Raw genomic sequence first — 25,434 nt, forward strand, 5'->3', positions numbered from 1 at the left:
TTCATCGTACACGTAACCCGTTATTTTGTCGATGCTTGCATTTGTTCAATCGCATTAGATGCGGTACGATAAAACAAAGAAGTCAATACAAATCCGATCAATAACACTGCAAAGAAATAAAACAATGATGCCCCCCCCTGCCACTGAATCAACATGCCGCCAATATAAGGTCCTAAAATGCTTCCCATACTAAAATGTATCGAAGAGACAGCATTTGCCTTGGGTAGATAGTGCGACGGGACGACATCGATAATGAAAGCGAGCCCTTGTGAAAACAATGAACCTAACAAACCACCTGTAATTAAGAAGCAGAGTAAGAGCATTACTTGATTCGTAATAAAAAATGGAATCATGGCCATTCCGATCGCACCGATTGTACACAACCAGATGAGTAATTTTTTGCGTCCGATTTTATCCCCTAATGTCCCCAGTGGGATTTGAAACAGAAGTGCACCCCATACGAATACCGTGATCAAAAGAGAAATCCAACCTGTTGATAACCCCATTCGGATGCCATATATCGGAAAGCTACTGGCAAGACTAGCTTCAAGCACTCCATATAAAAAGGAAGGTAGCAGTGCCACAAATGCTAAACTATAAATATGCTTTAATTTAACAGGGCTCGACTTCTCTTCTGTATAAGACGTAGGAGAGACTTGGGTAAATTGTAACTTTAAACTAACGATTAAGGTGAAAAGTAAGATCACCAGCAAGACATAATAAGGGACAAAAGTTCCCCATTGTAGGAGGTTTAATCCAAGGGGCCCGAGACCAAAGCCAAGTCCAAACGAGAATCCATATTGAGAAATGCGTTTTCCCCGCTCATTTGCAGGAGCAGTTGCAGTAATCCAAAGTTGTGTGGCATAGTGAAACATACTGTCACCCACACCAATAAAAAAGCGTAAGCAACTCCAAATCCAAAACCCGGACAACAATGGAAATAGTCCCACTGCGATAATCGTAACGATTAGCCCTGAGACCATCAGCCACTTATAACCTATCTTTTGAACGAGTGGTGCACAGAAAGGCGTCATGACCAAAATACCCATATATAATATCGCTGCACTTAGTCCATTTAATCCAGCTGGAATCCCTTGTTTTTCTTGTAATGTGGTGACCAAAGGCAAAAGTAAACCTTGTACCACACCCGATATACATACAATAAATAAGATCATATAAAATCGCTTTAGCGACCACTTAGCTGTCATCATTCATTCTCCTCAACCCTATTTCCTTTCTTACTATAACACCTGTTTAAAAGAGGCGTATATACCTACCGTCCAAATAATCCTACATACACATCCTCCCAGAAAGAGGGTATAATGAGATTAAAGTGAATTTATTTCTGAAGCAGAGGTGTTTTTTCATGTATCACATGACAGTATATGATCTCAACGGCGACGTACTCTATGACCAAGCCATCGATGCCAAATCCGATGATGAAGCAAAGGAGATTGGTTTTGCATGGTTAGCTGAGCATGATCACAAAGAAAAAGCCCACCGTATTATCAATGCCAAAGGTCGCTTAATCTCCTTTAAACCGCATCAAGTACATGCAAAAACAGGAAAATCAACTGAAAAAGCTTAAAAAAGGGGCGATGCTTAAATGCATCGCCTTCAGATTATCGACAAAACCGAGCTCTATATTGACTTGGAATTGGACTAAAGAAACAGAAAACACCAAATGTATAAGACTGAATATTCAGTTTTCAATAACCTATAAAACCAGATTGTTTAAGCGAATCGTTAATGGCACAAGCAAGTTTAAACAGATCGCATAATAATATTCTAGTAGTTGTACGAATACGATCTGGAAAGGGTTTGATACCATTAGCGGTAAAAAACAAAAATGTAACCGTCAAGAAAAAAAAAACCAGAATAAAGCTCATCATATAACTAAAATTGATAAAGTGATAACTGGTAAACAAAAGCCTAACCCTACTAGCTTAAATGATTTGAAGATGCAACTTCGTAATCTTATTAACAAGCAAATCTTGGTCAGAATATCAGGATTATCTGAGGGATCACGAGTACGTGGTGTTCTTAATTCAGTAAGACCAGGAATGATTACCGTTATGTCTCCTAAAGGAAGACATATCATTCCTATTCGTTCAATATCCTCTGTTATGAAAGCCAATAGAGTATCCTTTTCTCTTATTCAGGTCATTGTAGCTAACTTTTCGAGCAATAATGTCACACTCATTGATTCAAACCCTAGAGATATCGTAAACCTTGGTGTGGGTAAGGCACCGCGGGATATAGGTGTTACGCCAACTACCCCCAATGGGAGCAATGTATATGTATTAAATAGTGGGAGCAATAGTGTCTCAATGTTCTCTACAACAACTGAAGCAAGTACAACGATTGAAAAAGGGATAGGAACACTACCTAAGCGTATTGCAATTTTACCTAACGGAGCATTTGCATATGTAACCAATTTCGAAAGCAATGATATTTCCATCATTAATACCGGCACTAACACTGTAACACAACGTATAAAAGGCTTTTCCGGGCCGTGTGGCATCGCAGCTAGCTCAAACCGAGTTTATGTAGTAAATAGTAATCTTGACTTTGTTTCCGTGCTTAGAGTTAGTGATAATACCCTAATTGGGAAGCCTATACCAGTAGGCAGTAGTCCTGACAGCATCGTACTTACACCGGATGGTAGTAAAGCCTATGTAACGAACACAGTGAATCATAATGTTTCAGTAATTAGTACGCGTAATAATAAGGTTATAGGAAAACCGATACCAGTGGGAAAAGAACCCCTTGGGATTGCAGTCACACCCAATGGCGCTTTCGTATATGTAGCAAATAATATGAGCAATACCATTTCAGTTATTAGAACGAGTGATGACACTGTAGTTAATACGATTTCTTCAAACAAGCTCTTTTTTCCACTGGGAGTCGCTATTGATCCTAATGGAACCGTTTATGTGACAAATAATGGTACACCTAATAACCTTGTCCCCAATAGTGGAACGATCGTGGTAATTAAAAATAATATGGTAGTCGAACAGATCAATCTAATAGATGCACGCGGCAATGCGGGAGATAGTCCTGGTGCAATTGCAATTGCAGTATTTCCTCCTTTGTTCTGATTTGCTTTTAAAGATTCTAAAACTTAAAGCTGTTAAGATCCGGATAGATGAGGACTTAGCGGCTTTAAAGTCCAGAAAGCAGGTACAGGAGGTTTTTTATTTACTGTTCAAAATAGTGGTGCCTTAAGTAACTGGAGGGCCACTCGTGATTTTCTTTACAAATGCGGGTACAATCCATTCATTTACCAGTAATACGATACCTCATAACACCCTATTCAATCTAATTGTGGGAAGCGTAAAGGAAGATATTTTTATATTCCAAGGGAGTAAAAATTAATTGGACTATCCTCATTTATAACGTAGACAAAGTACATTTTCATTCCTCCGATACACGTTGTGCCACCATTTTACGTCCTAAAAAGCGAATTTCTCTTCGCTTCGGGTGTTTCCAGCATGATCTAACGATACCAAAGTGGAATGACATACTATATGTTAGGGAGTAATTGCCATTGCTCTAGGCGTGTTATCTACTGAAGTCCTTCCAACAATATAATTTGTTTTGGTGTCAATCGCATATACAGAACCAAAATCGACATCACCACTAATCACATAAACAAACTGACCATCAGGCGTTACCTTAAGATCTATTGGATTTGTAGGTGTGGGTATCGTAGCCACTACATGGTTTGATTTGGTTGCAATCACGATTACATGTCCATTCATACTTGCATTTACATAGACAAACTTACTATCAGGTGTGATCGTCAATCGTGAGTTTTCATCAGTTCCAATAGCTAATGTACTTATAATGGTATTCGTTGCTACTTCAATTACAGTTAAGGTACCATTAGTAAAACTAGTTACATATACATACTTTCCGTTCGGTGTAATGACTAATCTCTGAGCACCGTTAATTTCCAAAGTGGTCATGATACGATTGGTTTTTGTATCAACTACCTTCACTTCGCCAACCACGATTGCTACATATAGATAACGACCATCTGGCGTAATAGCCATTGCACCCGCTCCCCCAACAGTAATTGAGGAGGTCAGTTTATTTGTTTTCATATCAATAGATGCTAATAGACCCCCATTACTTTGAAAAGTAATATAACAAAATTGATTATCAGGAGAAATAACAGGTACGGATGCTGATCCTGCTTCAAGCATAACTGTACTGGTAATTCGATGGGTTTTTGCATCAATTATACTTGCTTGGCTTGTAAAAACACTTGGAACTAAAACATAAATAAATTTCCCATCGGGTGTGATCGCAAGGGGAGATTGAAATACGTCAGTCAAACCATCCCCCACAGGAAGACGAATATTTGCAACTAGTGTATTTGTTTTCGTATCAATCACACCTACATTTCCTGGATTCAATTCAATATTACTAACGATATATACAAATTTTCCATCTGGTGTAACTACAATTTCATTCACATCTCCTACTTTGTAAACTTGAATTTTTGCAATTAGAGCATGTGTCTTTGTGTCGATAACAGAGACCGCTCTATCCCCGATGCTTAACACATATACAAAACCCATATACATTCTCCTTAACTTTGCTAGAACACCTGTAGAAGAATTTATGTGCTTTACATCGAAAATATGTTATATCCAGGCTTCCCTCACCTTCTACATATGGATGAGGTTTGATTTTTTGTATTGTACGTACACACTTATGTTAGCCAGTCATACAGATAAGGCATATTTGTAGTAGATATTTCCCCATTCCTCTACTAGACCAATTCATGATCGCTATTTATTTGGGTTCAATAACCCATCTAATTTGAGTGATATTTAAAATGGAATAGATAAGGATAAAAAAGTCGTATGAATCAGTGTATAATAAATGAATGGATTTGAAATATATGTTCACTTCCAAAGATGAGCAAATCTAAGCAGTAATCCACCTAGAAGAGAGTAGGATCACAGACATCCTGCTATCAACTGATAACACCTATTTTGCAATGCTTACAAGTAAGGATGAGAAAATGAGATATCTAATTGTGAATGCCGATGATTTTGGTCTTTCAACACAGGCCACCAAGGGGATTTTAGAATCTTATCATAGCGGTATTGTGACTTCGACGACTGCAATCGTTAATGGAAGGAACAGCGCACTGGCCTTGCAACAAGCAGCAGAGACGGCACCTCGATTAGGAGTGGGGCTTCATCTTAATCTATCTCATGGTAAGCCACTTGCTGTAGCAAAAAAGGGGAACCATTTGGTTAATACGAATGGCTATTTTTATACCGGGAACGAACTCTTAAGCCGTATCTTAAACTTCAAGCGTGACGAAATTCGTTGTGAATTAAAAGCTCAGATGGAGCACTTCTATGCGCTAACAGGTAAGTGGCCTACACACCTTGACTTTCATCAGCATCTGTCTAGCTTTTCATTCCTTATCTATGAAGAAATGCGTGCTTTAGCAGATCGCTATCAACTTCCGATGCGTTCTCACCATCATTTAATAGATAAAAATCACTACCAAGCATTTCTAAAGCGGTTAAGCTCTGAAAATCCACAAGTGGATTTCTCCTTGTTCAATTGTAACCACTTACCTTTTCCTATACATGACACATCTGTTTTTAGCCCTCAATTTTTCGAATATCGATTTTATGGATCAGGTGCTACTTTAAAAAATATGTTACACACTTTAAATCATCTACCGAACGGAATAACAGAAATTATGTGTCATCCGGTTTTGACCAAGATAATGACACACAACCAAGCTGAAATGGAAATTTTACAGCACAAGCAGGTCAGACAGGTCATTGAAAAGCATCAAATTACGTTAATGGATTACACGCAATTATCTGATGTGGATCACTTAAAATGAATGGATGCAGATACGAGCGACATGAAATGAAAGAAAATAATCAAAATCGTCTTAAGGGAATGTAGCATATGACAACATACGATCTTTATGGAATAGGGCAAGTAGCCATGCGTTTTTTGCAAAAAGCAGCACCTCAGTTTAAACATATAAAATTTCGCGCCATTACAAGATTTCCCGATAAAGTTAAATTACTTCTTCCCCATGATAACATCGAAGTCGTCCATTATGTAAATCATGAACATAGAGAGGGACCTGTATTTATCAGTATTGCAGATAACGAAAAAAAATATATTGATCGCTTTATAAGCGAACATAAACAGGCTCCACCTAGAAGTCTAGTAGCACATTCAAATTTGAAACAATTAAATCAGTTACTTCCTTACATGCATCTGAAAAATCGTCCAGTCTTTGTTATTACAAACCCAGTAGAAATGATATGTAAGCACCTGCGTTTGGAAACTAAAAATCCCCACATATATGGGTTAGGTCTATCTGCTGACAAGGATCGTATACGCGCATTTTTGGAAGAACAGGGTCAACAACAAGGGATATCACTTCAGTCAACCGATTTTCAGATCAGTGGTCTACACTATATCCAAACATTCCCTCTTCTTTCTGGGCACGATCAGCTGGTAGCTATTCTTAAGCAAACCTATCCAACAGTAGAATCACTTGAGCAATGCTATCATCAAATGCATAAAGATATTGAATGGAAAATTCAAAAGGAATTTAAGAATGGACATCCACCTGTTGAACGGATTACAGAGTCTCTCATTCATTTAATCAATCAACTCGAGCGAGAGGAACCCATATGCGTTTCAGGGGGAATCGAAACGGAAGAAGATGGTAGTTTTGTCGGTGGAATTCTTAATAGTAAAACGTATCAGTTTCGTCTTCCTCATATGGATATCGACGACAAAATATTATTAAAAAAGATTATAGAAAAGGACAAGCAGTTATGGATGCAAAATCAATTACGTGTAAAAACATCTTAATGATAAGCTTGCAGGTTGGAAATGGAAATTCACGAGGTCATATGAACCCGCTTATTAGTGTTGCTCAGCAACTGGTAGCGTGGGGGCACCGTGTGCATTGGTTAGCATTGCCACATAACATGCCAGTCGATGTAGTGAAGCAGCTTACATCAGATGGAATTGAAGTAATCGATTCTCCACCACTCTCATCAGAGCGAGTTAAAAAACCCGCAGAGCTTGCTAAACTTGCACTGGATACAGAAAAAAATTGGCAAGCTTACCAATCTTTTTTACTTGATCCGATTGAAGAACAATTAGATGAAACCATGAAAAAGATTAAAGCGATTCAACCCGATGTAATTGCACTTGATACGATCGTCTATACAGGAAAGATTGCCGCGCATTTACTTCATGTTCCTTATGTCGGTATTTGTGCTGGTCTTAAGTTACTTGGAGGTCCAGACTTACATCCTGATTATATGGGGAATCTTACGCCATTATTGCCTTTGCGCGCGATGATTTTTAAAAAATATAGAATGAACGCTCATTTTCGTTTACTAGAGGCTGTATCCCCTTATGCCAACGTTGTCTTTACAACGAAGGACTTTGTCATGCATCAATCTATTCCAAACCATACCTTCTTAGTAGGCCCCTCCATGCCGTTACAAAACAGAGGAGGAGAAGGAAAAATTACACTTCCACAGATCAAGCATCGTCCCCTTATATATATGGCTTTTGGAAGCGTATTGTCTAAAGAACCTTTAGCGGACTTGATAAATCCTTTATTGGAAGTAGCATCCATGCTGGATATGGACTTTTTAATTGTGTCTGAATACTTTAGTGCTAATCCCATAGATCTATCTCCTAATGTAGTCATTGAACCTATGGTTCCACAACTAGAAGTCTTGAACAAGGCGGACGTATTCATAACCCATGGGGGTGCCAATTCAATCATGGAAGGATTGTCCTACGGCGTTCCCATGATTGTTGTTCCATTGTCCAGTGACCAACCCTTACAAGGTCGCTTAGTTGAAGAAGCCCATGTCGGCATCACCATCCAACGTAAAGACTTTACATCCGATTCTATACAACAGGCAATTCGTTCACTACTAGACCCCCAAAGCCCGTATCATCATCATATTCAATCCATCCAACAAGCTTACGCACGACAGAATGGTCGTGTAAATGCCGCTCATATTATTTTGGAAGAGGGAAGCAAACATGTTCGAACAAGCGATCATAGATCAAATTGGTAAACATAAATTTTCAGATAAAGACAAGGTTTTACATGCCTATCGACAGAATGCGAGTCAGTTAGTGGTTGAAATCAAAGGCATACTTTTTCCTGATTCCGCTCAAGATGTAAAAATTATCATTCAACTTGCCAATCAATATCACAAGTCCCTGTATCCGATCGGAACGGGTAAAAACTGGGGTCTAGGTTCAAGGTTACCCGTAGGCAACGGAGCCTATATTGTGGATTTAAAACGTATGAATCGTATTATTGAGGTCAACGAAACGCATGGGTATGCAGTTATTGAGCCTGGCGTAACCCAAGACCAACTCTATCAGTATTTAAAAGCGCGTCAGCTTCCATTTATATTAAACGTAACGGGTTCCGCCGCGTCTACCTCCATTATTGGAAATGCATTAGATCGAGGTATTGGCCATTTTGGTCCACGTGTAGAAGATATATCGAACTTAGAAGTGGTAACGGGAAATGGGCAAGTTATCCATACTGGAATGGGAAGATTTCATAATTCAAAAACGACATCTCTCTATCCCTATGGTATCGGTCCTGATATAACTGGACTTTTTTTTCAATCTAATTTTGGAATTGTGTTGAAAGCAAGTGTTCAACTTCTTTTTCAAACGGAATTAAGTGGTGTCATTCGTCTTACATTAAAAGATTACGCCAATTTAGTCCCTTTCATGGATCAATTAATTGCACTCAGGCGGGCGGGTGTCTTTCATGCTACCATTCATTTATCCAATCCATCACGTAGTCAGTCGGTACTTTCTCCACTCTTGTTTGATCAATTTTTGCAGAAATATAACGATCTTGAAAAAGCAAAACAAAAAACGCGCATCTATATGAAGCAGCATGTTCCACCCTTATGGAGCGCTAATCTAACAGTCAGAGGCTCGAGTGCAGCAGTGAAACAAGCCTATCATCAAGTAAAAAAGCAATTGGCACATCTTGCAACTGTGCAAGTTGAAACAGTACAATCCAGGCAAAGAGCGCTTCGTCGTACTCGTATTTTCTCATTTTTGCCAGGTATGAAAGAACGGAGCCTGTTTTTAAAAGCCACGAATGGTGTCTTTGGTCATAGTCAAGGTATACCTTCAGATGATTCTTTAAAAAGTGTAGAATGGGAAGGGAAAATGGAAAAATCATCATTCTCGGTTGAGCTAGACAAACTTGATGTCGGAACCTTGTTTGTACTTCCAACTTTACCCCTCTCTGGCAATGCTGTGAAGGATGTCATGAAACAAACACATGATATAATGAAAGAAAAATACGGTTTTATTCCATATATGACATTTAATATGATAAATGAGCGGTCAATTGAAGCCGTGATCAACCTCGTGTTTGATAAACAGGACGATCAAAAGAGTAGACTAGCGCATCAATGTATAGAAGAAATGCAAGCTACATTTATTGAAAAGGGCTATATTCCCTACCGTACGGGCATTCAACTGATGGATCAAGTATATCCTAAACAGACTCCATATGACGGTTTTTATCAACAATTGAAACAAATGTTTGATCCAAATGATTGTATCGCACCAGGTCGCTACGGATATAAACAATAGCATAATCGGTATGAACAGCTCGCTTAGAAAACTTCCTCCACCTAGCTAGCGCTTGAGGTGGAGGATTTTACTGACAAGATATTCACTAAGTTTAGCCCCATTCTCTACGGCGATTCATCATAAATCTTCTTGCAAAGTGTTAGTAGACGGGTTGGTGCTTGTTGCATAATGGAGATGTGAATCCAAACCATGAAGCGTTTGTAACCACTGATCTCAAGTCGATCCCGAGTGCTTTGTTCCTTTTTAATGACTTATATGCTTTCGCTTACTTGAGTTTAAATTCTGCTGTTACAGGGTTATGGTCGCTATAGGTAAATCCGAGATCATGTCCTGACACTTTTTGAATTTCTACATTGTTAGATACTAAAAAGCCGTCAATGACAGATAAGAAATTATATCCTTCTCGATACGCTACTGAGAGCGTTCGCGAAGTAGGTACATTAGGGTCCGCAGCCCAAGTATATCCTTCAGGCAAAAAGTTTGTCGGGAAGGTTTGTAACCAATCTGGCCATACTTCTTGTGCCGCAAATCGCTTCGGATCGGTTCCGGGTAAGAGATGATTCCAATCTCCCCCTACAATAACATAATCACCTGCTTGTTCACGTTCTTGTAGATAGGCTTTAAGAAAGGTAAGTTGTTGCTTTCGTATAAATCCACCCTCGTCATATGCGGACAAGTGCACATGTACCAGATATAACGTTTTTCCATTTTCAAGTGGAACCTTCGTCTCAAGTAAACAACGATCTAACTCCATTTGCTGTCTCGGCCATGCTTCTTGACCTGGAAGTGCATAACGGGTACTTTCACCCATCTCATATTTAGAAAAGGTGACCAATCCACCATCTACTGACCCCATCGGATCAAAAACCGGAACGGGTACCCAGGGTACTCGATAATTTTGTGCAAATACGTGTTGATAATTGGGGAGCTGCTTCTGAATATAATCATATTCATTCACATGAAAACTTCGTGAAGCTTTGCGATCTACTTCTTGTAAAAAATAAAAGGATGCGTTCGCATCTTTGATTGCTTTCGTAATACCTGCCACATTCTCCAGCGTTTTTTCTTCACTTAAGGAATGCGACTGTGTTCCACCATCTAGGAAAAAATCTTGATCTTTGTCTAAGCCTGCATAGCCAATATTAAAAGTGGTTACGGAGAATGGGGTGCTTGTAGCCAACTTTTCTAATGCTGTTCCCTGTACCGCTACTTTTTCAATTGGTTGTGGCTTATAGTCGGTCAAGGTTACATATCCCAAAAAACCGCCGAATCCCAAAAGTAGCACACTTGCAAGAATTGCAAGCGCTTTCAATATTTTGTTTACCATTCACATCCCTCATTCCAATGATTCAAATCTTCATCTTACTATAGCGTGATTTTTGTCTACTGTGAAGCACTTGGAAATATTTTTATATGGGAGCATATAAAAAACGACTCCGACAAAGCAGAGTCGCTCTCCTCTTTTTCACCTTATATAATCGCTTTTGCTAATGTTTCCCTATCATAAATAGGGGATTGGCAAGCGTAGTTTTCACAGATGTATACGGCACTATCTTCAGCACTTCTCTTTATTTCCCCTACTAAAAATTGCTCACCGTATGCGAGTGTTGCATTCGGAAGATAGGTGGTGCGCAATAATTGAATAAAGTCTTTCGTTAAATCATGCGTTAAAGAGCCGGTCACAACGATTTCTTTACCCGGTTCTAATGCAAACTGCATGGCCATTATAAAGAAGGAATGTGAGATAGGCGAAGCCGCTACAGATTGGGCAAAAGCGTTTAACTGCCGATCTGCTTCTGCTAGTATCTGTGGATCACTCGTTAATTTGCCGAGTCGAATCAAGTTATAAGCGGCTACAGAATTGCCTGATGGGATGGCTCCATCATAAATCTCCTTCGGTCTTGTAAAGAGTCGCTCACCGTCTACTCCATAAAAATAAAGCCCACCTTCTTGTTCATCCCCAAATAGGTTTAGCATTTGATTCGTAAGCGCTTGAGCGCGATTCAAGTATGTTTCGGTAAAGGTTGCTTCATATAACTCCATCAGTCCCCATGTAAGAAAGGCGTAATCATCCAAATATCCCAAGTACTTCGCTTCTCCATCACGGTATCTAGCCAGTAGACGTCCATCTGCCCGCGTCAGTTTCTCATCAATAAACTGAACCGCTCGTATCGCAGCATCGGCATATGTATCATTTTGCAACACCCGAGCTCCTTTTGCTAACGCTGCAATCATTAATCCATTCCAAGCAGTCAAGATTTTATCATCTTTATGGGGGTGTACACGCTTTTTTCGTGCTTCAAATAACTGTTTACGTGATTGCTGTAACTTTTCTTCCAACTGATCCTCACGCAAACCATATTCCTCAGCGAGTCCCGCTAATGACCCCGTAATTTGATGTAAAATACTCGTTTTTTCTTCAAAATTGCCTTCTTCTGTCACTTGATATGCTTTACAAAAAATTCTTCCCTCCTCTTCTCCTAAGATTGATTTAATCTCTGTGGGTGTCCATACGTAAAATGTTCCTTCTTTCCCTTCAGAATCAGCGTCTTCAGCAGAATAAAAACCACCTGTAGGGGCAGTCATATCACGCAGTACATAGGTGAAGATCTCATCAGCTGTTTGTGCATATCTTTTTTCTTTTGTGATTTGGTAAGCTTCTACATAAGCGAGTGCGAGCAATGCATTGTCATATAACATCTTCTCAAAATGAGGGACAAGCCACTCTCGATCAACCGAATAACGGGCGAATCCATATCCCAGATGGTCGTAGATCCCACCTCTACGCATGGCATCTAGAGTATGCGTTACCATGGACAGGGCCTCTTGTTCCTTCGATTGATGCCAATACCGGAGTAAAAACAATAAGTCATGGGGACGTGGAAACTTGGGTGCTTCCCCAAAACCACCATATGTCTCATCAAATGTACGTGCATATTGTTCATAAGCATAGTCAATCGTACTTCTTTCAATCTTTCCTTCTTCAACTGGGTTTAGATAGGCCCCAACAGCCTCAATCACGCGCTCACCCGTTTGGATCGTCTTCGCACGGTCGTGATCCCATAGATGTTTTACCTTTCCTAATAACGTTACTAACCCCGAGCGGCCAAAACGGTTTTCTTTCGGCAAATAGGTGCCTGCGAAAAATGGTTTTTGCTCAGGCGACATGATGATTGTGAGGGGCCATCCTCCTTGTTGCGTCATAGCCTGACAAACCGTCATATAGAGATGATCTACATCAGGTCGTTCCTCCCGATCTACTTTTACCGCTATAAAATCACGATTTAATAGATCTGCCACTTCTTGATCCTCGAAGCTCTCTTTTTCCATCACATGGCACCAATGACATGTCGAATAACCAATCGATAAAAAGATCGGCTTATCTTCAGCCTTTGCCTTCGCAAACGCTTCATCTCCCCAAGGATACCAATCCACAGGATTGTAAGCGTGTTGCAATAAATAGGGTGATTTTTCATGTATTAAACGATTATGTTGATTTGATTGATTCATTCCAATCCCCTTCCATACTTGATACTGCTAGTATATCTCTTTATGGATATGGAAGTAAAAGGAGAAAAGGTTGCACATTTTTTATATAAGTATCAAAATACTAGGCCTATCATTGACAAAAGGCTGGGTTCAGCAAGTTGATTGACCAAAATCGGGATACTGACAACCGCTATTGTAAGACCACTTTCATTAAAATCTAAAGATAATTATCTATTCCTATAGGATCCCATATCTGAAATAAGATCCATGCTATCTCAATATTTCGGATACAATCTCACACTTGCTCAAAATTGGGTGAACAAAACTACTATTCTATACATAGATTAGTAGGGTAGGAAAAAGATTCATAGAAAGGTGTTGGTACACACAGTGGATAGTAAACTGAATTATTCACTTTGGTCAAACCTTCCTTATGCTGGTGAAAATAGTCCTCCCACTAATCCAGAAGAACCCCTAGCTGGTTCCTGGCCCTTATACTTTTTGAAGCGACGAAAAGATCACTTTGAGGATAGCAAAGGAAATAAACTAAAACTCATTAAGGATCCGAATGAAATTGATTTTGATCAACAGCTTCAAGTTGTTCAAGACACCGTACAAAATATTACACCTGGGCAAATTGATATCGCAAAATATTGGGGTACAGGTGTAGCAACCAAGCAATGGACCCCAATTATAGACCGTTTGATTGATACCTACAATGCTGCTGAATTAATTGATCTTTTAGTTTCTGCTCCTCGTGCTAGCCGTATTTTGGCGGCTGTACAAGCTGGGATAAATGATGCTTTTGTTGTAACTTGGTATCTAAAATATAAACTTAATGTTGCGCGTCCCAATCAGCTGGATAATCAATTCAAAACCGTGCTTTGTACTCCTCGACATCCATCATATCCATCAGGGCATGCGGCAGTTGCCGGCTGTGCAGCAACAATTCTAAAATATTTTTTCCAAGGTGAGTCATCCCGCCTAGATCAATTAGAAGAACAAGCAGCACTCTCTCGTTTATATGGGGGTGTCCACTTTCCAATTGACAACTCTGAAGGTGTAAAACTTGGTCGTGAAGTGGGTAACGCCGTGATAGACGTTCTTAAAAAACAAAAAGATTCAGATGGAAACCCAGTAGATACTCCCTTTCCTTTTTCATTGGATCCAAACTTGCCTCCTCCTCCTTATGAGCAAGTAATCCCATTTGACTTCCCTGAATTTTGTCAGTCTTTAGTGATAGATTCTCAGAGTTAAACGATTTGTGATTCACGTGATCCCATACAAAAATAAGGGGTACAGTTGAATCTTATAAATGGTGGATGATTCTATCTACTGGCTTAAATTCGCGATTAGAGGCCACTTGAACAAACTCATTGACTTCTTGTTGATCAAATAGAAGTCAATGAGCAAGATCTATACTTGGTTCGTAAATATACACAGCATCCAGTGAACTTATTTCAGCCAAGGCTGAAATATCGAAAAATCAGGTAGAGACTCTACTCTACCTGATTAAAGCCCCTCTTATAGAAGTGGAGGTCTGAACCCACCCTAAAGATAAATCTTCAAAATAAATGGTAATTTTATGTGCAAATAAACCAAAGAAAAGATTAAATTAATCCTTTGATACAATGATTCCTCATCATACATATAATCCGCACCGTGTACTTCATTATGTAACGCAACACGGTGACATGAATTCGTTATTTAAGTATCTAAACTTTAAATGATTCACCACATATTGCTTATTTTAATATACTTTTCCTACGCGTGGTGCTAGTTGAAAATTTGCTCTTTCCAACGATGACCACTGCTGCCATTAAGAATTGACCAATGCACAAGGAATGTATGTGCAAATAAAATGCCTTCCAAGTTTAATTCAAATCCCCAAATGACGTAACATGCGCATGCGAATCAATTTGATAATTTGTAGCAGTTGTTTGCATCTACGATGATAGCGAGATCGCTCAGGAAATTGTTCAATGATTAAATTTGTGGACATGAATTTATGCCACATGCGTTCCGAATTAAATCCTAGCATTTTCCCCAATATGGAAATTGCAATAAGTACAGCATCTTCCTGTTTTTGAAGATGTAAATTACGTCTTTGACGTAATTGTATGGGGACTACGATCTTGTACGAATCAGTGACTTCCTTTAATATCCTGTTGTTCAGTGGTCTGTTAAAATGAAAGTGCTCTTGCATGAGAATCCTCCTTATGGCTGTTAGCACTTCCATTATGAAGGATTTTATTTGCAAGGGCTATTCTATTTTATTTAACTAGCACCACGGGTACACTTGTAAAGAAGAGCAACGTGGAATTACAGTAATTTATTCCTCGTTTCATTTATTGAATCAAGTCTACCTGACCTTAATTTTATTGTCCAATCAAGTGTAGCCTATCCAACTTCTCTACTAACGCCCTCACATAACGCTATCTTATTTCATAAGATACATAGATTGATCACGTATATAAAAGGATGGTGGATTTATAATATGGCAGCTAGTAGAGGGATATCTACGATAACTACGGTTGATATCGTTGTTCCAAATACAGATTCTTATTTAGAGGAATTTAATATTGTTCAAAAGGTGATTAGCGTAACATTTGCTGTTCGTAATTTGCCTGTATCACTTGCCGATGATGCTGTTAATATTCAAGCCATTTTCAATGAGGCAGTGTTAGGTGCATGGAATAACCGTACGCTTGTTAGAAGAGGTGTAGTTCCACAAACTACACTTCGACTACCACCACGTTTCATTGCCTTTACACCAACCTATGAAAATATATCAAGATTTTTGTTTAGAGTATTTGCACCTATCACGGCAAGTATTTCTCCAATATCTGAACTTGAATGGGTAAGAGTAGTCGGATCCTCCGAATTTCCAAATGTGGATCTTGTTTCAGCAATTTCTTTCAGTGACCAAAATGCTAATACCAAAACCCAAAGCCGTTTAGTCCGTGCTAAAAAGAGATAGGTCGAGTATCCATTTAAGTGAATTTTAAAAAATAGTATGCTTAGTGACTACCATTGTCTAGGATAGATGGTAGCCACTAAGCATGTATATCGATACAGTAACGACCATGATCATTTTATAAATTTAAAAGGCGTTAATTTAAGCTCAGTCTTATAAAGTTGACGATTTATACTTTTATCATTACATAGTTTCAGTTCAAGACTTATAGTTCCTCGCTCAAGTACCTTTTTGTTAAATAGCGCTAACTCTGATTAAAAGCGTCTAGGTATTTCTTATGTTTCACTAGAACTTAGGGATGCTTTTGTACCATTTCTGTCGCGCTGAATCATTGGCCATAGGGTATTGGATGACTGTATCATCGTGTGCTATTTCGTCTTATGCACATGCATGCTGACTATTTAGGATTTGCGAACGAGAATCCTCCCCATTTCAATGAGGTAGATGAAAGTAAGCGTCGCTCGGTATTCCCTGCTTTTTGGGGGTGCTTAGAGCAACAATTTTCCGCCTGTATCTCTTACTATATGTGTTGTAAGTATCCTTTATATATGGCTGATTAATACCTGTATTTGTTACACGATATATAGGAGTAAAAATAATGTATTGCACGCTAGAGCTTGCGTGTACAATGTCAACGATCACATGGTCTGGTCAGTCAAGTATCGTAGGCATATACGCGATCGAGAAATTGAATCACACTTGAAAGACCTTTTTCAAGAGATCGCAAGTCGTAATGGCTGAAGTCCACGTCTTCGCCTCTACTTATCCTACATCGTGAAAATGCTGAAAGGAATCTCTGCTAGAAAGTTGTTTCTTAAGTTTCCACGACTAAAAGATAAGTTGTGGGGCGGTCATCTTTGGAATCGTAGCTTCTATATTGAAACCATTGGCTCCATTTCTGAGGAAACGATCCGTAAGTACACCCAAAATCAGAAAAAGAAAGGGTGAAATCAAATGATGAAGTCATACAAATTCAAACTAGAACCGAATCAGGCACAAGCTTATCAAATTGAAACCGCCTTGAATTTGTGTTGCTGGCTGTATAATACAGCACTAGAACAACGGAAGTTTGCTTATGAAAAGCGTGGAATGACGTTAACTTTCTACACGCAAAAGAAAGAATTAACACAACTAAAGAGCCATTTTATTGCATTCACAGGCGTATACTCACAAGTTCTTCAAGATGTTCTCCATCGTCTCGATAAGGCATTTAAAGCATTTTTCCGTAGGATCAAAGCAGGTGAAAAGCCCGGATATCCACGATTTCAAGGCAAGAATCGTTATGATAGCTTTACATACCCACAAAGTGGGTTCACGCTTAATGGTAAATATCTGAAGCTATCTAAAATCGGTAATATTCGCATCAAGTGCCATAGACTGATGGAAGGAAAGGTCAAAACATGTACCATCATGCGCAAGAATGGTAAGTACTATGCTTGTTTCTCTTGTGAAGTTGAACCTGTAGCGCATGCAACAGGGAAACAAATCGGTGTGGATCTGGGTGTCAAACATTTGGCTATTACATCGGATGGGGCGTTCTTCGAACACCCTAAGCAGTAGTGTTGATTATCCAAATTTAGGAAGTGTATTTTGAGCGGAAATGCCTTTCAGCCGTACCTAGCGAAGCCAAAACCTGAAGGGAGAAGCGGACAACCTGTTTGACCGATAGGGAGTTTTGGGAGCGCCGTAAGGTTTTGGCGGAGCGGTCTTTTCAGCTGCTTTGCAAGTCGAAAGTGCATGGAGAGCAAAATACACGACGCTAAAATGGAAAAATAATGGAAATCAACACGCTTGCCCCCTAAGTACCTTAGAAAGTATGAGCGTAAGCTCAAACGACTCCAACGGATCGTATTCAGACGAAAAAAAGGATCAAATCGTCGCAGAAAAGCAGTTTTATTACTAGCCAAATTGCATGAATACATCGCCCACGAATCATAAAATCAGTAGATGCCTAGTCGATCAATACGACCTGATCGCCTTTGAAGATCTGTTCATCTAAGGGATGGTCAAAAACCATAAACTAGCGAAAAGTATTGTTGACGCTGGATGGAATCAGCTTGTTCAATTCACGACATACAAAGCAGCGTATGCTGGTAAGCAAGTGATACAAGTTGATCCATACAACACATCACAAGCTTGCTCGGAATGCGGTCTAATTGTAAAGAAGGGACTAAAAGATCGCGTTCATAGCTGTTCTTGTGGCTATACAGAAGACAGGGACATCAATGCCGCAAAAAACATCCTCAAAAAAGCAGTAGCCTAAACCGATCTCAGGCATGGAACGTGCCTTCGCGGAGAGTGCGACGTTGGTCGATTCAATGAAACGAGAAGCTCGCCATTTCAATGGCGATGTAGTTCACGCAACACTTCAATCGGTCTCATCATCTCATAGTCTTCATGCTCAAGAATATGACAATGCCAAATATATCTACCCGTGAAAGGAATAAAACGGGTGATCACGCCCGTAACCATGTTTGGTGGAGCCACAACGGTATCTTTATAGCCGCGCTCTGCCGGTTCTGGTGGTATGATCGGTCCCTCATATAGCAACTTACCCGTTTGTTTGTATTTCTCCACATTAAAGCGACGACGATAAAGCACTTGTACACGCACGAGATGAATATGCATGGGATGAGCATTCATCGTGGTGTTGATATACTGCCAAATCTCAATATCACCTAAGTGAGGTTTTTCAGTAATAGGTGCTGACCATGTCCGGTTGGTGAGTAACATTTGTGGACGACCATAACGATCTTTCACTTCGTTTAAGGTAAGATAACGTGTTCGATTTGTAAGTTGAATGGGGATGTCGTGAAAGGAAGTCAGCTTCAGCGGAATTTGACTTTCATCTACACCGGACAGCGGTAAGGTGACGCGAAATTGCATGATTTGACCCGTAGTCTGGGGATCAAGTGGTGCCTCATTTCGGGTAGAGGAATTTTGTAGCGTTATCCACTCTCCTGTATGCTTGGAAAAATCAATAATGATATCCACTCGCTCAGCGTGTCCCAATTCGACTTCAGTCTGTTCTATAGGGGTACGTAGTAAGCCTTGATCTGTCCCGATTACCGTAAATGCTAGATTAGAATCTAAGCTAATCTTATAAAAGCGGGAATTGGCAGCGTTTAAAATGCGAAATCGATATTTGCGTGGTTCCACTTCTAGATAAGGCCATACTTTCCCATTTACAGTATTGGTGGTACCAAAAAACATACGGACAACGGATGGATGCGGATACTGGGGTGAAGGGGGTGTGGGTTCACTTGGATAATACAAGGCGCCATCCGTTCGAAAGGAGCGATCTTGAATAAGTAACGGGATTTCATAAGGGCCACATGGAAGATTTAATGCTTGCTCATCCGGATCCCGAATCAGATAGAAACCTGCTAATCCAGCATAAACATTTAATCGTGTAATCCCAAGGGCATGATCATGATACCACAACGTAGTGGCAGGCTGGATATTCGGATAGTCATTTACCACATTTACAAATGTCGGTCCTGTCACTTCAAAGTTTCTCGAAAACCACGATTCTGGGTAGCCATCACTAGTTGCTGGTGTAACCCCTCCATGAAGATGAACAACAGCCCGAACCTGTGGCACTTGTTTTCCTGCACCGTGCACGGTTGTATCAACCGGTAAAAAGTGGTGACGCGGTAGATGATTTAACCACACTACAAAAACGGATTCATTGCGCTCTACTTCAAAAGTAGGGCCAGGAGACTTCCCTTGATAGCCCCACATACGAGTAGGTGGTAAATCACGATGTACTTTCGCAAGAAATGCCTTCATTTCTACACGATAAAATGTTCCCTTAGCCGTCTTCTGCAATGGTTTCATCTGAGACGGAATCGGTAAGGGGTCTACAAATAACGGTAGCTGTGCCAGCACGTGTATTCACCCTCTCCAACTGCTAAGGTGAATATATGATTGATTCAATTCTCATAGTACTTGATGGGCTTGGCGAAAATGTGAAGGTGAGCTTCCAGTTTTTTTTCAATACAGGGTCACCATCTTGTGAACTACATCACCAATGAAATGGCGAGCAGCATCCTACATGTATCCACGAAGGCACATTCCATGCCCAAAATCCTATTGCGTTATCAAGAATCACTCGTTTTTCGTGTGTTCGCACTAGGGTACTTATCTACAGCAGAGCTTGTTGCTCTGAGTACCTCCAGCGAGACTCACTTCCATCTATTCTCATTGAAATGTGGAGGTTTCGCGTTCGCAAGTCCTAAAAGTGTCATTGCTCAAGAAATACATATCTCCTGCATATATACGGCAGGTGTTAGGGCTCGTAAGCGCCTAAATGCGTGCTGTAGCGAATAGGCGCTTACAGTGAAACGGATCAGCCAATGATTGGAGGTTCAATTTATAACCATAATGTATATTGGAATATAAAAACAAATTTAACATTAAACTTTATGTTATACTCATTTCAAAGAGGAGTGAATATCTATGTTTCATACCGAAAACATTCAATTACGCAAGTGGAAAGAAGCCGATATCCCTATCTACCATTCATGGCGAAATGATCCTGAAATCACGCAATCAACGCATCCAACTTTAGATGTTTACCGTTATGAGGAAACAAAAAAATTTTATGATGAAGTTATTTGTGCATCTAATTCCAAATGTTATATGATTGAACATATCCCTGATCAGAAACCTATTGGCGTGACATCACTCATACATATCGACCTCTACAATCGACAGGCAGAATGCATCATTGATATAGGAGAGAAAGCATATTGGGGACGAAGGTACGGACAAGAAGCGCTAGCAATCCTGCTACGCTATGGCTTTAATGAACTAGGTTTACACCGTATCTCATTAAAGGTTTTTGAATCTAACTCACGAGCCATCCACTTGTATAAACGAATCGGATTCGTGGAGGAAGGAAAACTGAGACAATCCTTATTTCGAAATGGTAGGTGGTATGATACCCTATTGATGTCCCTTTTAGCACCTGAATATAAGCAACTCAACTCATGACCCTGTTTCCTTTATAAGTGTGTCGTTCTCTTGTGTAGCGCATACGCTATGGGTAATCCTCTACACAGCCCAGATTAGAAACTCAAAACGTATTGACAAAAAATTAAGAATCAAGTATAAATAGAGTAAGATCAGAACAAGCGTTCTATTACTATTTGAGGAGTGATCGAAGTGAAGGAGCAGCAATTAATACCCATTATATGCCCAAAGTGTAATTGTAAGGTATGCGAGGCTGCACCTCGTACGAAGCTGGTCAAATGCCCGAAATGTAATTATGTGGATCAACATAACTTATTAAATCGTACCGATCACATTTCTATTAAAAACCAAAAGGAATACCAACATCCAGTCCGACAAGTCATATAGGAGCAGATGCAATGACCATCGCTCCTTTTAACTTTTTATACGAATGATTATACGAAGGGCATAAAATGTATGCGTTATCCGAACGGAACGAGTAACATCATGCCCTTTGTATATGTAGCAGATATGGTGGAAAATCGCATCGTCGTTGTCGATACGAGAAGACCCACTCTATCATTGCGAATATCGGCTTAATGGGTTCCCCTATCTCTCTCACAACCACGCCCAATAATCAATTTGTATATGTCATAAATTTAAGAGGTGGTTCAATATCCGTTATTGCAGTTAAAACCAATCAAGTCATTGCAACAATTTCTCTCATATCTAATCCCGAAGCGATAACCATTACGCCGACAGATTAAACTTGCTTTATTCGCTTATTTTTCACAAATCTCTTTAATATGGTCAATTTCATCTTTATGAATATAAATCGTATTTCCTTCGCCATTTTTCTCTATTTTATAATCTACTTTAGAACGCGTGACACACCCCAGATAATCGTAATAGGTCGCATCGTTTTTTTCATATGATTTAAACACCACATACTCATCCGCTCCGCACCCTACTAAAGAGAGTGAGCCTATCATCATGAGCACAAAAACACCTATCTTTTTCATTGGGATACCTCCTATCGTCATTACATATCGCCATTAATCATAACCAATTCCACTCTAAATAGCAAAAGTAGGCATCTCTTTCACGACTTGTTGTCGCTGGACGCGGTATCCTATCGATGAATAAAAATCGCTTGCAGCCTGGTTTTTCACCCAGTAGTCAAGTTCTAATTGTGTATAACCTTCTCGCATTGCCAGTCGCTCGATTTCAAACATCAATGCCTTACCGAACCCTTGACCACGCGCTTCCGGAATCACACAAAGTTGATGAATATATAACGATTTTGTAAATTGACGAAATGCAGATGTTACATACTCTCGCTTTTCGATCCAAGCATATCCAAGCGGAACCTGCTTATCTTCTATCATGAAAAAACAAAATTGTGGTCGTTTGATTATTTTTTCGAATTCCCTCTTTATTTCAGTAAAATTATATGACTTAAATAGGCTTGGATACCATATTTCATGAAGCCTATGTACATGCTCATTTAGCTTCGCAATAAGCGCCACATCTTCTGTTTGATAAATTTTCATTGGATAAATACCTCCATCCATCATTCAATCGGCGACTACAGTATACAATGCCTTTATTTTAAATAAAAAGGACTCCTTGATTCATGGAGTCCAAATCACGATAAGTGCTCATTATAAAACTAGAATAGGATATAGGCATCCTGAATTCCAATTGCTTTTATCTCTTCCAACCTTGTATCAGCACTCTGTCGATTCGTAAATGCACCTGCTTGCACACGATACCAAACTTGATTCCCGATCCGTGTTTGCACAACAAACGCATCAATACTTTTACTTTCTAAATATTTTTCACGGTTGATCGCATTCTCTTTATTCATAAAAGATCCAGCAATCACTTTATGCCAAACGATGTTCGATTCTTTCTGAATCGAAATATTTCGGAAAGATTGATTTTCTAAAGGAACACTTCCTTCCTTTAACGGAAATGTAAGCAAATCTACTTGATTTGGATCATCATCTCGAACAGGAGGAGCAAATAGTTCCACAAGCAAATCATCATCGTCTTCTACCATGATATCAATTTCAAATTCTCCCCAACTGGGACCACCTTCTGTCGCTGTCCCAAACCCCTTTAACTGAACGTCATGATCTTTCGTGATACGGTAACCATAGCTCCCCTCAAACAACCGTGCCTCACCTTGGAGTACGTACTTGATTTGATTTGTTTCTATATTAGCCGCTTTTGCTTCTCCACTCCCTATCAATGCAAATATAACGAGCGCAGATAGAAATAAAGACCATTTCCCCATCATCTTCACCTCGAATTTTGTAAGCATGAACCAGCGAAAGAAAAACTACTGTAATATGCTATTTTTATAAAAATTATATTATTTTCTAATCCAAGAGTCAATTGACTTAATTGACATCGTATTCATGATCTAATCTTATGAACTTCCTATATATGAAAAATTTTTACCGTATAACGATAGACAATTGCCTTTTAATTCCACTTATAAAGATGCAAAGCGCTTGAAAAAGTGTGCTTTCAATATGCATATTACGCATCCATTGATACTTTTTATAAATATAAGATTCACAGATAAAAATTATGATATCATCCCTTATGATTCAAATTTATCTGCTTTACTATTTTCCTTGCAAAAAAAGCACTAGAAAATGCTATGATAACGCTTAAATAAGTATTGTAAATACCAAAAGCCCTAGAAATTAGTACAGATGTGAACATAAATATAAAAAACAATACAAAATAATAGAAACCCTTTATTATTTTCTCTTTGCTTTCCATAGAAATCACTCCTATATATTAAAAATAGCATTTGCTTTTATCGTTCTATAATTTAATATTTCCTTTAAAAACATAACCATCAGTCTTATTGAAATAACGATAAAACCATTTGAATGAAATACGACCTTTTTTCTCTACAGCCCTATTTCATCCAGGTATTATTTGATGAACAAACTCATATGCAAATGTTGCAGCAAAAATCATTCCTCTTTTGAATACACGATAAGCCCATATGGTACTAAATGGAAAAGACATATCCACGTCCTTTAGTTACTTTCAAAAATCCCCCTCCATTTCTATAGATAATTACTAGTAGAATATCTGTTATTTAACGAATATACATAGATAAAAAAAGAAAAAAAAGTCGGACTAACGTCCGATGCGCCCGCACACTCACGATTGAAATCACGAGTGTGCGGGCGCAAATGAATCAAATGGAACTTAATAAAATAGTCTATTTACTCTGAACAAATGGGCCTTCATCAGCTGTCGGTCCATACACAGAAGGGATTGGTATATCGAGTAAGCGTAGATAGACCGTCAGCTGCCCACGGTGATGATACCAATGGTTAAACATAAGTGATCGTATCACCTCAAAACGAGGTGAAGCGATCAATTGTTGTTCCCCAGCTGTTAACTTCCATTCTGCCAATGCAAATTGTTCATCCAATCCTTCTATAAATTGTTTACTTTTTTCTAAACTCACTTCTAGTTCTGTTAAAATATCTTCTTTTTCATTTAACTTTAGTTCTGGAATGCTGTTCTTCATCGCTCTTGCGTCTATTTCTTCTTTTGCCAATATATCACTTAACCCTCCGATTGAGTTAGCAATATGCATAGCTAATCGACCTAATGACATGGATTTTTCATGTGGTTTCCATCCTAGTTTATCCTCTGGTATTCGTTCTAAAATGTTACGAGTTACTGTATACTCACGCTCTAATTCTTGTAATAAACATTGTTTAAAATCCATACAAAAACCTCCCATTATTTTTAATTATACACCTATTCATTATACTCTTTTTTTAAAAATGAAAGAACAAAGCAATTCGTGGAACAAGACAAAAAAAGTTCCATACTTGGAACCATGGTGGGTGGTGAAGTTGCTAGTTACGCATTTCGATAGGCACCCAGTTCCTCCATTCATCAAGCATAAATATTTAGATATGGTTAAGTTTCACCTCATAAAAAAGACCATATTGCACCGCACAGAAAAGCAAAATAGTGTTTCCACTTATATAAATTCTACCTTTAATACTTTTTGATAAATTAAGTTTGTATGGTACATCTAATTGATTATACGTATAGGCGGGATTTAATATATAATGTCTAATTTAAGAAGGTTCAACTATATTTTATGACTATTTTGATTCATTAGTAAAAAATTACAAATCCATTTTGGGCTTAACTTTTTCACACGAAAAAGCAAATGATCATATGAATAAAATTAAACCTATCACACGAGTAGCAAAACCCAGAAAATGACATCATCTAGATACGATCACAGAACTCTGGTTGAAGTTCGCCACAAACAT

23 protein-coding genes and 1 pseudogene are annotated in these 25,434 nt (G+C 39.0%); 14 read left to right on the forward strand and 10 right to left on the reverse strand.

From position 1 onward, the window contains the following. Positions 1-20 precede the first annotated feature (20 nt). Positions 21-1,208, reverse strand: a complete 1,188-nt coding sequence (locus IC619_RS03830; RefSeq protein ID WP_191138807.1) for an MFS transporter — start codon at positions 1,206-1,208, stop codon at positions 21-23. Positions 1,209-1,366: 158 nt separating this feature from the next. Between IC619_RS03830 and IC619_RS03835 the strand changes: the two genes are divergently transcribed. Both IC619_RS03835 and IC619_RS03840 read left to right on the forward strand, forming a co-directional pair. Beyond that, the gene (locus IC619_RS03835; RefSeq protein ID WP_191138808.1) at positions 1,367-1,588 is read left to right on the forward strand and encodes a YhzD family protein; all 222 of its coding nucleotides are present in this window, start codon (positions 1,367-1,369) and stop codon (positions 1,586-1,588) included. 373 nt (positions 1,589-1,961) lie between these two features. Then, positions 1,962-3,101 carry a YncE family protein gene (locus IC619_RS03840; protein ID WP_191138809.1) on the forward strand — a complete coding sequence of 380 codons (1,140 nt, stop codon included), beginning with the start codon at positions 1,962-1,964 and terminating at the stop codon, positions 3,099-3,101. Positions 3,102-3,533: 432 nt separating this feature from the next. Here the strand turns inward: IC619_RS03840 and IC619_RS03845 are convergent, their stop codons facing one another. Further along, entirely contained in the window at positions 3,534-4,589 is a 1,056-nt protein-coding gene (locus tag IC619_RS03845) for a WD40 repeat domain-containing protein (protein ID WP_191138810.1), read from the reverse strand. Between the two features lie 449 nt (positions 4,590-5,038). On the opposite strand from IC619_RS03845, the gene IC619_RS03850 reads away from it, so the two are divergent. The 4 genes from IC619_RS03850 (at position 5,039) to IC619_RS03865 (ending at position 9,678) form a co-directional block, all read left to right on the forward strand. Beyond that, a complete protein-coding gene (locus tag IC619_RS03850) occupies positions 5,039-5,887 on the forward strand; it encodes a carbohydrate deacetylase (RefSeq protein ID WP_191138811.1) in 849 nt (282 codons plus the stop codon). 68 nt (positions 5,888-5,955) lie between these two features. Beyond that, entirely contained in the window at positions 5,956-6,882 is a 927-nt protein-coding gene (locus IC619_RS03855) for a hypothetical protein (RefSeq protein WP_191138812.1), read from the forward strand. Continuing rightward, positions 6,846-8,117 carry a glycosyltransferase gene (locus IC619_RS03860; RefSeq protein WP_191138813.1) on the forward strand — a complete coding sequence of 424 codons (1,272 nt, stop codon included), beginning with the start codon at positions 6,846-6,848 and terminating at the stop codon, positions 8,115-8,117. The genes IC619_RS03855 and IC619_RS03860 overlap by 37 nt, the downstream gene beginning before the upstream one ends. Next, a complete protein-coding gene (locus IC619_RS03865) occupies positions 8,083-9,678 on the forward strand; it encodes an FAD-binding oxidoreductase (RefSeq protein ID WP_191138814.1) in 1,596 nt (531 codons plus the stop codon). The genes IC619_RS03860 and IC619_RS03865 overlap by 35 nt, the downstream gene beginning before the upstream one ends. A 265-nt stretch (positions 9,679-9,943) precedes the next feature. Here IC619_RS03865 and IC619_RS03870 read toward each other — a convergent pair whose 3' ends face one another. Together IC619_RS03870 and IC619_RS03875 are read right to left on the reverse strand one after the other, a co-directional pair. After that, complete coding sequence (locus IC619_RS03870; protein WP_191138815.1) at positions 9,944-11,005, reverse strand: endonuclease/exonuclease/phosphatase family protein; 1,062 nt, start codon at positions 11,003-11,005, stop codon at positions 9,944-9,946. Between the two features lie 143 nt (positions 11,006-11,148). Beyond that, positions 11,149-13,188: a thioredoxin domain-containing protein gene (locus tag IC619_RS03875; RefSeq protein WP_191138816.1), complete on the reverse strand. Its 2,040-nt coding sequence runs from the start codon at positions 13,186-13,188 to the stop codon at positions 11,149-11,151. 369 nt (positions 13,189-13,557) lie between these two features. Here IC619_RS03875 and IC619_RS03880 point away from each other — a divergent pair, with 369 nt between their 5' ends. Next, on the forward strand, positions 13,558-14,424 hold the full coding sequence (locus IC619_RS03880) for a phosphatase PAP2 family protein (protein WP_191138817.1): 867 nt from the start codon (positions 13,558-13,560) through the stop codon (positions 14,422-14,424). Positions 14,425-15,046: 622 nt separating this feature from the next. Here the strand turns inward: IC619_RS03880 and IC619_RS17285 are convergent. Next, complete coding sequence (locus IC619_RS17285; protein ID WP_191138818.1) at positions 15,047-15,373, reverse strand: hypothetical protein; 327 nt, start codon at positions 15,371-15,373, stop codon at positions 15,047-15,049. A gap of 291 nt (positions 15,374-15,664) precedes the next feature. Here IC619_RS17285 and IC619_RS03890 point away from each other — a divergent pair, with 291 nt between their 5' ends. The 4 genes and pseudogenes from IC619_RS03890 to IC619_RS03910 all read left to right on the forward strand — a co-directional run bounded on the left by IC619_RS03890 (position 15,665) and on the right by IC619_RS03910 (position 18,407). Further along, the gene (locus IC619_RS03890) at positions 15,665-16,147 is read left to right on the forward strand and encodes a hypothetical protein (RefSeq protein WP_191138819.1); all 483 of its coding nucleotides are present in this window, start codon (positions 15,665-15,667) and stop codon (positions 16,145-16,147) included. A gap of 618 nt (positions 16,148-16,765) precedes the next feature. Beyond that, positions 16,766-17,092: pseudogene (tnpA, locus tag IC619_RS17290) on the forward strand (IS200/IS605 family transposase). A gap of 6 nt (positions 17,093-17,098) precedes the next feature. Continuing rightward, a complete protein-coding gene (locus tag IC619_RS03905) occupies positions 17,099-17,704 on the forward strand; it encodes an RNA-guided endonuclease InsQ/TnpB family protein (RefSeq protein WP_191138820.1) in 606 nt (201 codons plus the stop codon). A 442-nt stretch (positions 17,705-18,146) separates the two neighbouring features. Then, positions 18,147-18,407, forward strand: a complete 261-nt coding sequence (locus tag IC619_RS03910) for an RNA-guided endonuclease InsQ/TnpB family protein (protein ID WP_191138821.1) — start codon at positions 18,147-18,149, stop codon at positions 18,405-18,407. 77 nt (positions 18,408-18,484) lie between these two features. On the opposite strand, the gene IC619_RS03915 is transcribed toward IC619_RS03910, so the two are convergent. After that, positions 18,485-19,984 (reverse strand): multicopper oxidase family protein, encoded by a 1,500-nt coding sequence (locus IC619_RS03915; protein ID WP_191138865.1) that lies wholly within the window; start codon positions 19,982-19,984, stop codon positions 18,485-18,487. Between the two features lie 621 nt (positions 19,985-20,605). On the opposite strand from IC619_RS03915, the gene IC619_RS03920 reads away from it, so the two are divergent. The 3 genes from IC619_RS03920 (at position 20,606) to IC619_RS17295 (ending at position 21,867) form a co-directional block, all read left to right on the forward strand. Continuing rightward, positions 20,606-21,142 carry a GNAT family N-acetyltransferase gene (locus tag IC619_RS03920; protein ID WP_191138822.1) on the forward strand — a complete coding sequence of 179 codons (537 nt, stop codon included), beginning with the start codon at positions 20,606-20,608 and terminating at the stop codon, positions 21,140-21,142. A 435-nt stretch (positions 21,143-21,577) separates the two neighbouring features. Continuing rightward, entirely contained in the window at positions 21,578-21,700 is a 123-nt protein-coding gene (locus IC619_RS17020; protein ID WP_255506033.1) for a hypothetical protein, read from the forward strand. Continuing rightward, complete coding sequence (locus IC619_RS17295; protein ID WP_191138823.1) at positions 21,700-21,867, forward strand: YncE family protein; 168 nt, start codon at positions 21,700-21,702, stop codon at positions 21,865-21,867. The genes IC619_RS17020 and IC619_RS17295 overlap by 1 nt, the downstream gene beginning before the upstream one ends. Before the next feature lie 15 nt (positions 21,868-21,882). On the opposite strand, the gene IC619_RS03930 is transcribed toward IC619_RS17295, so the two are convergent. The 4 genes from IC619_RS03930 to IC619_RS03945 form a co-directional block, all read right to left on the reverse strand. Next, positions 21,883-22,122: a hypothetical protein gene (locus tag IC619_RS03930; protein ID WP_191138824.1), complete on the reverse strand. Its 240-nt coding sequence runs from the start codon at positions 22,120-22,122 to the stop codon at positions 21,883-21,885. Between the two features lie 54 nt (positions 22,123-22,176). Next, entirely contained in the window at positions 22,177-22,653 is a 477-nt protein-coding gene (locus IC619_RS03935) for a GNAT family N-acetyltransferase (protein WP_191138825.1), read from the reverse strand. 119 nt (positions 22,654-22,772) lie between these two features. Beyond that, entirely contained in the window at positions 22,773-23,402 is a 630-nt protein-coding gene (locus IC619_RS03940; protein ID WP_191138826.1) for an SPOR domain-containing protein, read from the reverse strand. A 951-nt stretch (positions 23,403-24,353) separates the two neighbouring features. After that, positions 24,354-24,872: a DinB family protein gene (locus tag IC619_RS03945; RefSeq protein ID WP_191138827.1), complete on the reverse strand. Its 519-nt coding sequence runs from the start codon at positions 24,870-24,872 to the stop codon at positions 24,354-24,356. Positions 24,873-25,434: the final 562 nt, after the last annotated feature.

The organism is Polycladospora coralii (genome assembly GCF_014773435.2).
Lineage (GTDB): Bacteria > Bacillota > Bacilli > Thermoactinomycetales > Thermoactinomycetaceae > Polycladospora > Polycladospora coralii.

What these genes read in the sequence shown, in the direction of transcription:
- IC619_RS03905 (WP_191138820.1), top strand. Translation starts at nt 17,099, where the DNA reads ATGATGAAGTCATACAAATTCAAACTAGAACCGAATCAGGCACAAGCT.
- IC619_RS03890 (WP_191138819.1), top strand. Translation starts at nt 15,665, where the DNA reads ATGGCAGCTAGTAGAGGGATATCTACGATAACTACGGTTGATATCGTT.
- IC619_RS03850 (WP_191138811.1), top strand. Translation starts at nt 5,039, where the DNA reads ATGAGATATCTAATTGTGAATGCCGATGATTTTGGTCTTTCAACACAG.
- IC619_RS03920 (WP_191138822.1), top strand. Translation starts at nt 20,606, where the DNA reads ATGTTTCATACCGAAAACATTCAATTACGCAAGTGGAAAGAAGCCGAT.
- IC619_RS03940 (WP_191138826.1), bottom strand. Translation starts at nt 23,402, where the DNA reads ATGGGGAAATGGTCTTTATTTCTATCTGCGCTCGTTATATTTGCATTG.
- IC619_RS17295 (WP_191138823.1), top strand. Translation starts at nt 21,700, where the DNA reads ATGGGTTCCCCTATCTCTCTCACAACCACGCCCAATAATCAATTTGTA.
- IC619_RS03945 (WP_191138827.1), bottom strand. Translation starts at nt 24,872, where the DNA reads ATGGATTTTAAACAATGTTTATTACAAGAATTAGAGCGTGAGTATACA.
- IC619_RS03870 (WP_191138815.1), bottom strand. Translation starts at nt 11,005, where the DNA reads ATGGTAAACAAAATATTGAAAGCGCTTGCAATTCTTGCAAGTGTGCTA.
- IC619_RS03860 (WP_191138813.1), top strand. Translation starts at nt 6,846, where the DNA reads ATGGATGCAAAATCAATTACGTGTAAAAACATCTTAATGATAAGCTTG.
- IC619_RS17285 (WP_191138818.1), bottom strand. Translation starts at nt 15,373, where the DNA reads ATGCAAGAGCACTTTCATTTTAACAGACCACTGAACAACAGGATATTA.
- IC619_RS03910 (WP_191138821.1), top strand. Translation starts at nt 18,147, where the DNA reads ATGGTCAAAAACCATAAACTAGCGAAAAGTATTGTTGACGCTGGATGG.
- IC619_RS03935 (WP_191138825.1), bottom strand. Translation starts at nt 22,653, where the DNA reads ATGAAAATTTATCAAACAGAAGATGTGGCGCTTATTGCGAAGCTAAAT.
- IC619_RS03840 (WP_191138809.1), top strand. Translation starts at nt 1,962, where the DNA reads ATGCAACTTCGTAATCTTATTAACAAGCAAATCTTGGTCAGAATATCA.
- IC619_RS17020 (WP_255506033.1), top strand. Translation starts at nt 21,578, where the DNA reads ATGCGTTATCCGAACGGAACGAGTAACATCATGCCCTTTGTATATGTA.
- IC619_RS03855 (WP_191138812.1), top strand. Translation starts at nt 5,956, where the DNA reads ATGACAACATACGATCTTTATGGAATAGGGCAAGTAGCCATGCGTTTT.
- IC619_RS03915 (WP_191138865.1), bottom strand. Translation starts at nt 19,984, where the DNA reads ATGAAACCATTGCAGAAGACGGCTAAGGGAACATTTTATCGTGTAGAA.
- IC619_RS03875 (WP_191138816.1), bottom strand. Translation starts at nt 13,188, where the DNA reads ATGAATCAATCAAATCAACATAATCGTTTAATACATGAAAAATCACCC.
- IC619_RS03845 (WP_191138810.1), bottom strand. Translation starts at nt 4,589, where the DNA reads ATGGGTTTTGTATATGTGTTAAGCATCGGGGATAGAGCGGTCTCTGTT.
- IC619_RS03835 (WP_191138808.1), top strand. Translation starts at nt 1,367, where the DNA reads ATGTATCACATGACAGTATATGATCTCAACGGCGACGTACTCTATGAC.
- IC619_RS03930 (WP_191138824.1), bottom strand. Translation starts at nt 22,122, where the DNA reads ATGAAAAAGATAGGTGTTTTTGTGCTCATGATGATAGGCTCACTCTCT.
- IC619_RS03830 (WP_191138807.1), bottom strand. Translation starts at nt 1,208, where the DNA reads ATGACAGCTAAGTGGTCGCTAAAGCGATTTTATATGATCTTATTTATT.
- IC619_RS03865 (WP_191138814.1), top strand. Translation starts at nt 8,083, where the DNA reads ATGTTCGAACAAGCGATCATAGATCAAATTGGTAAACATAAATTTTCA.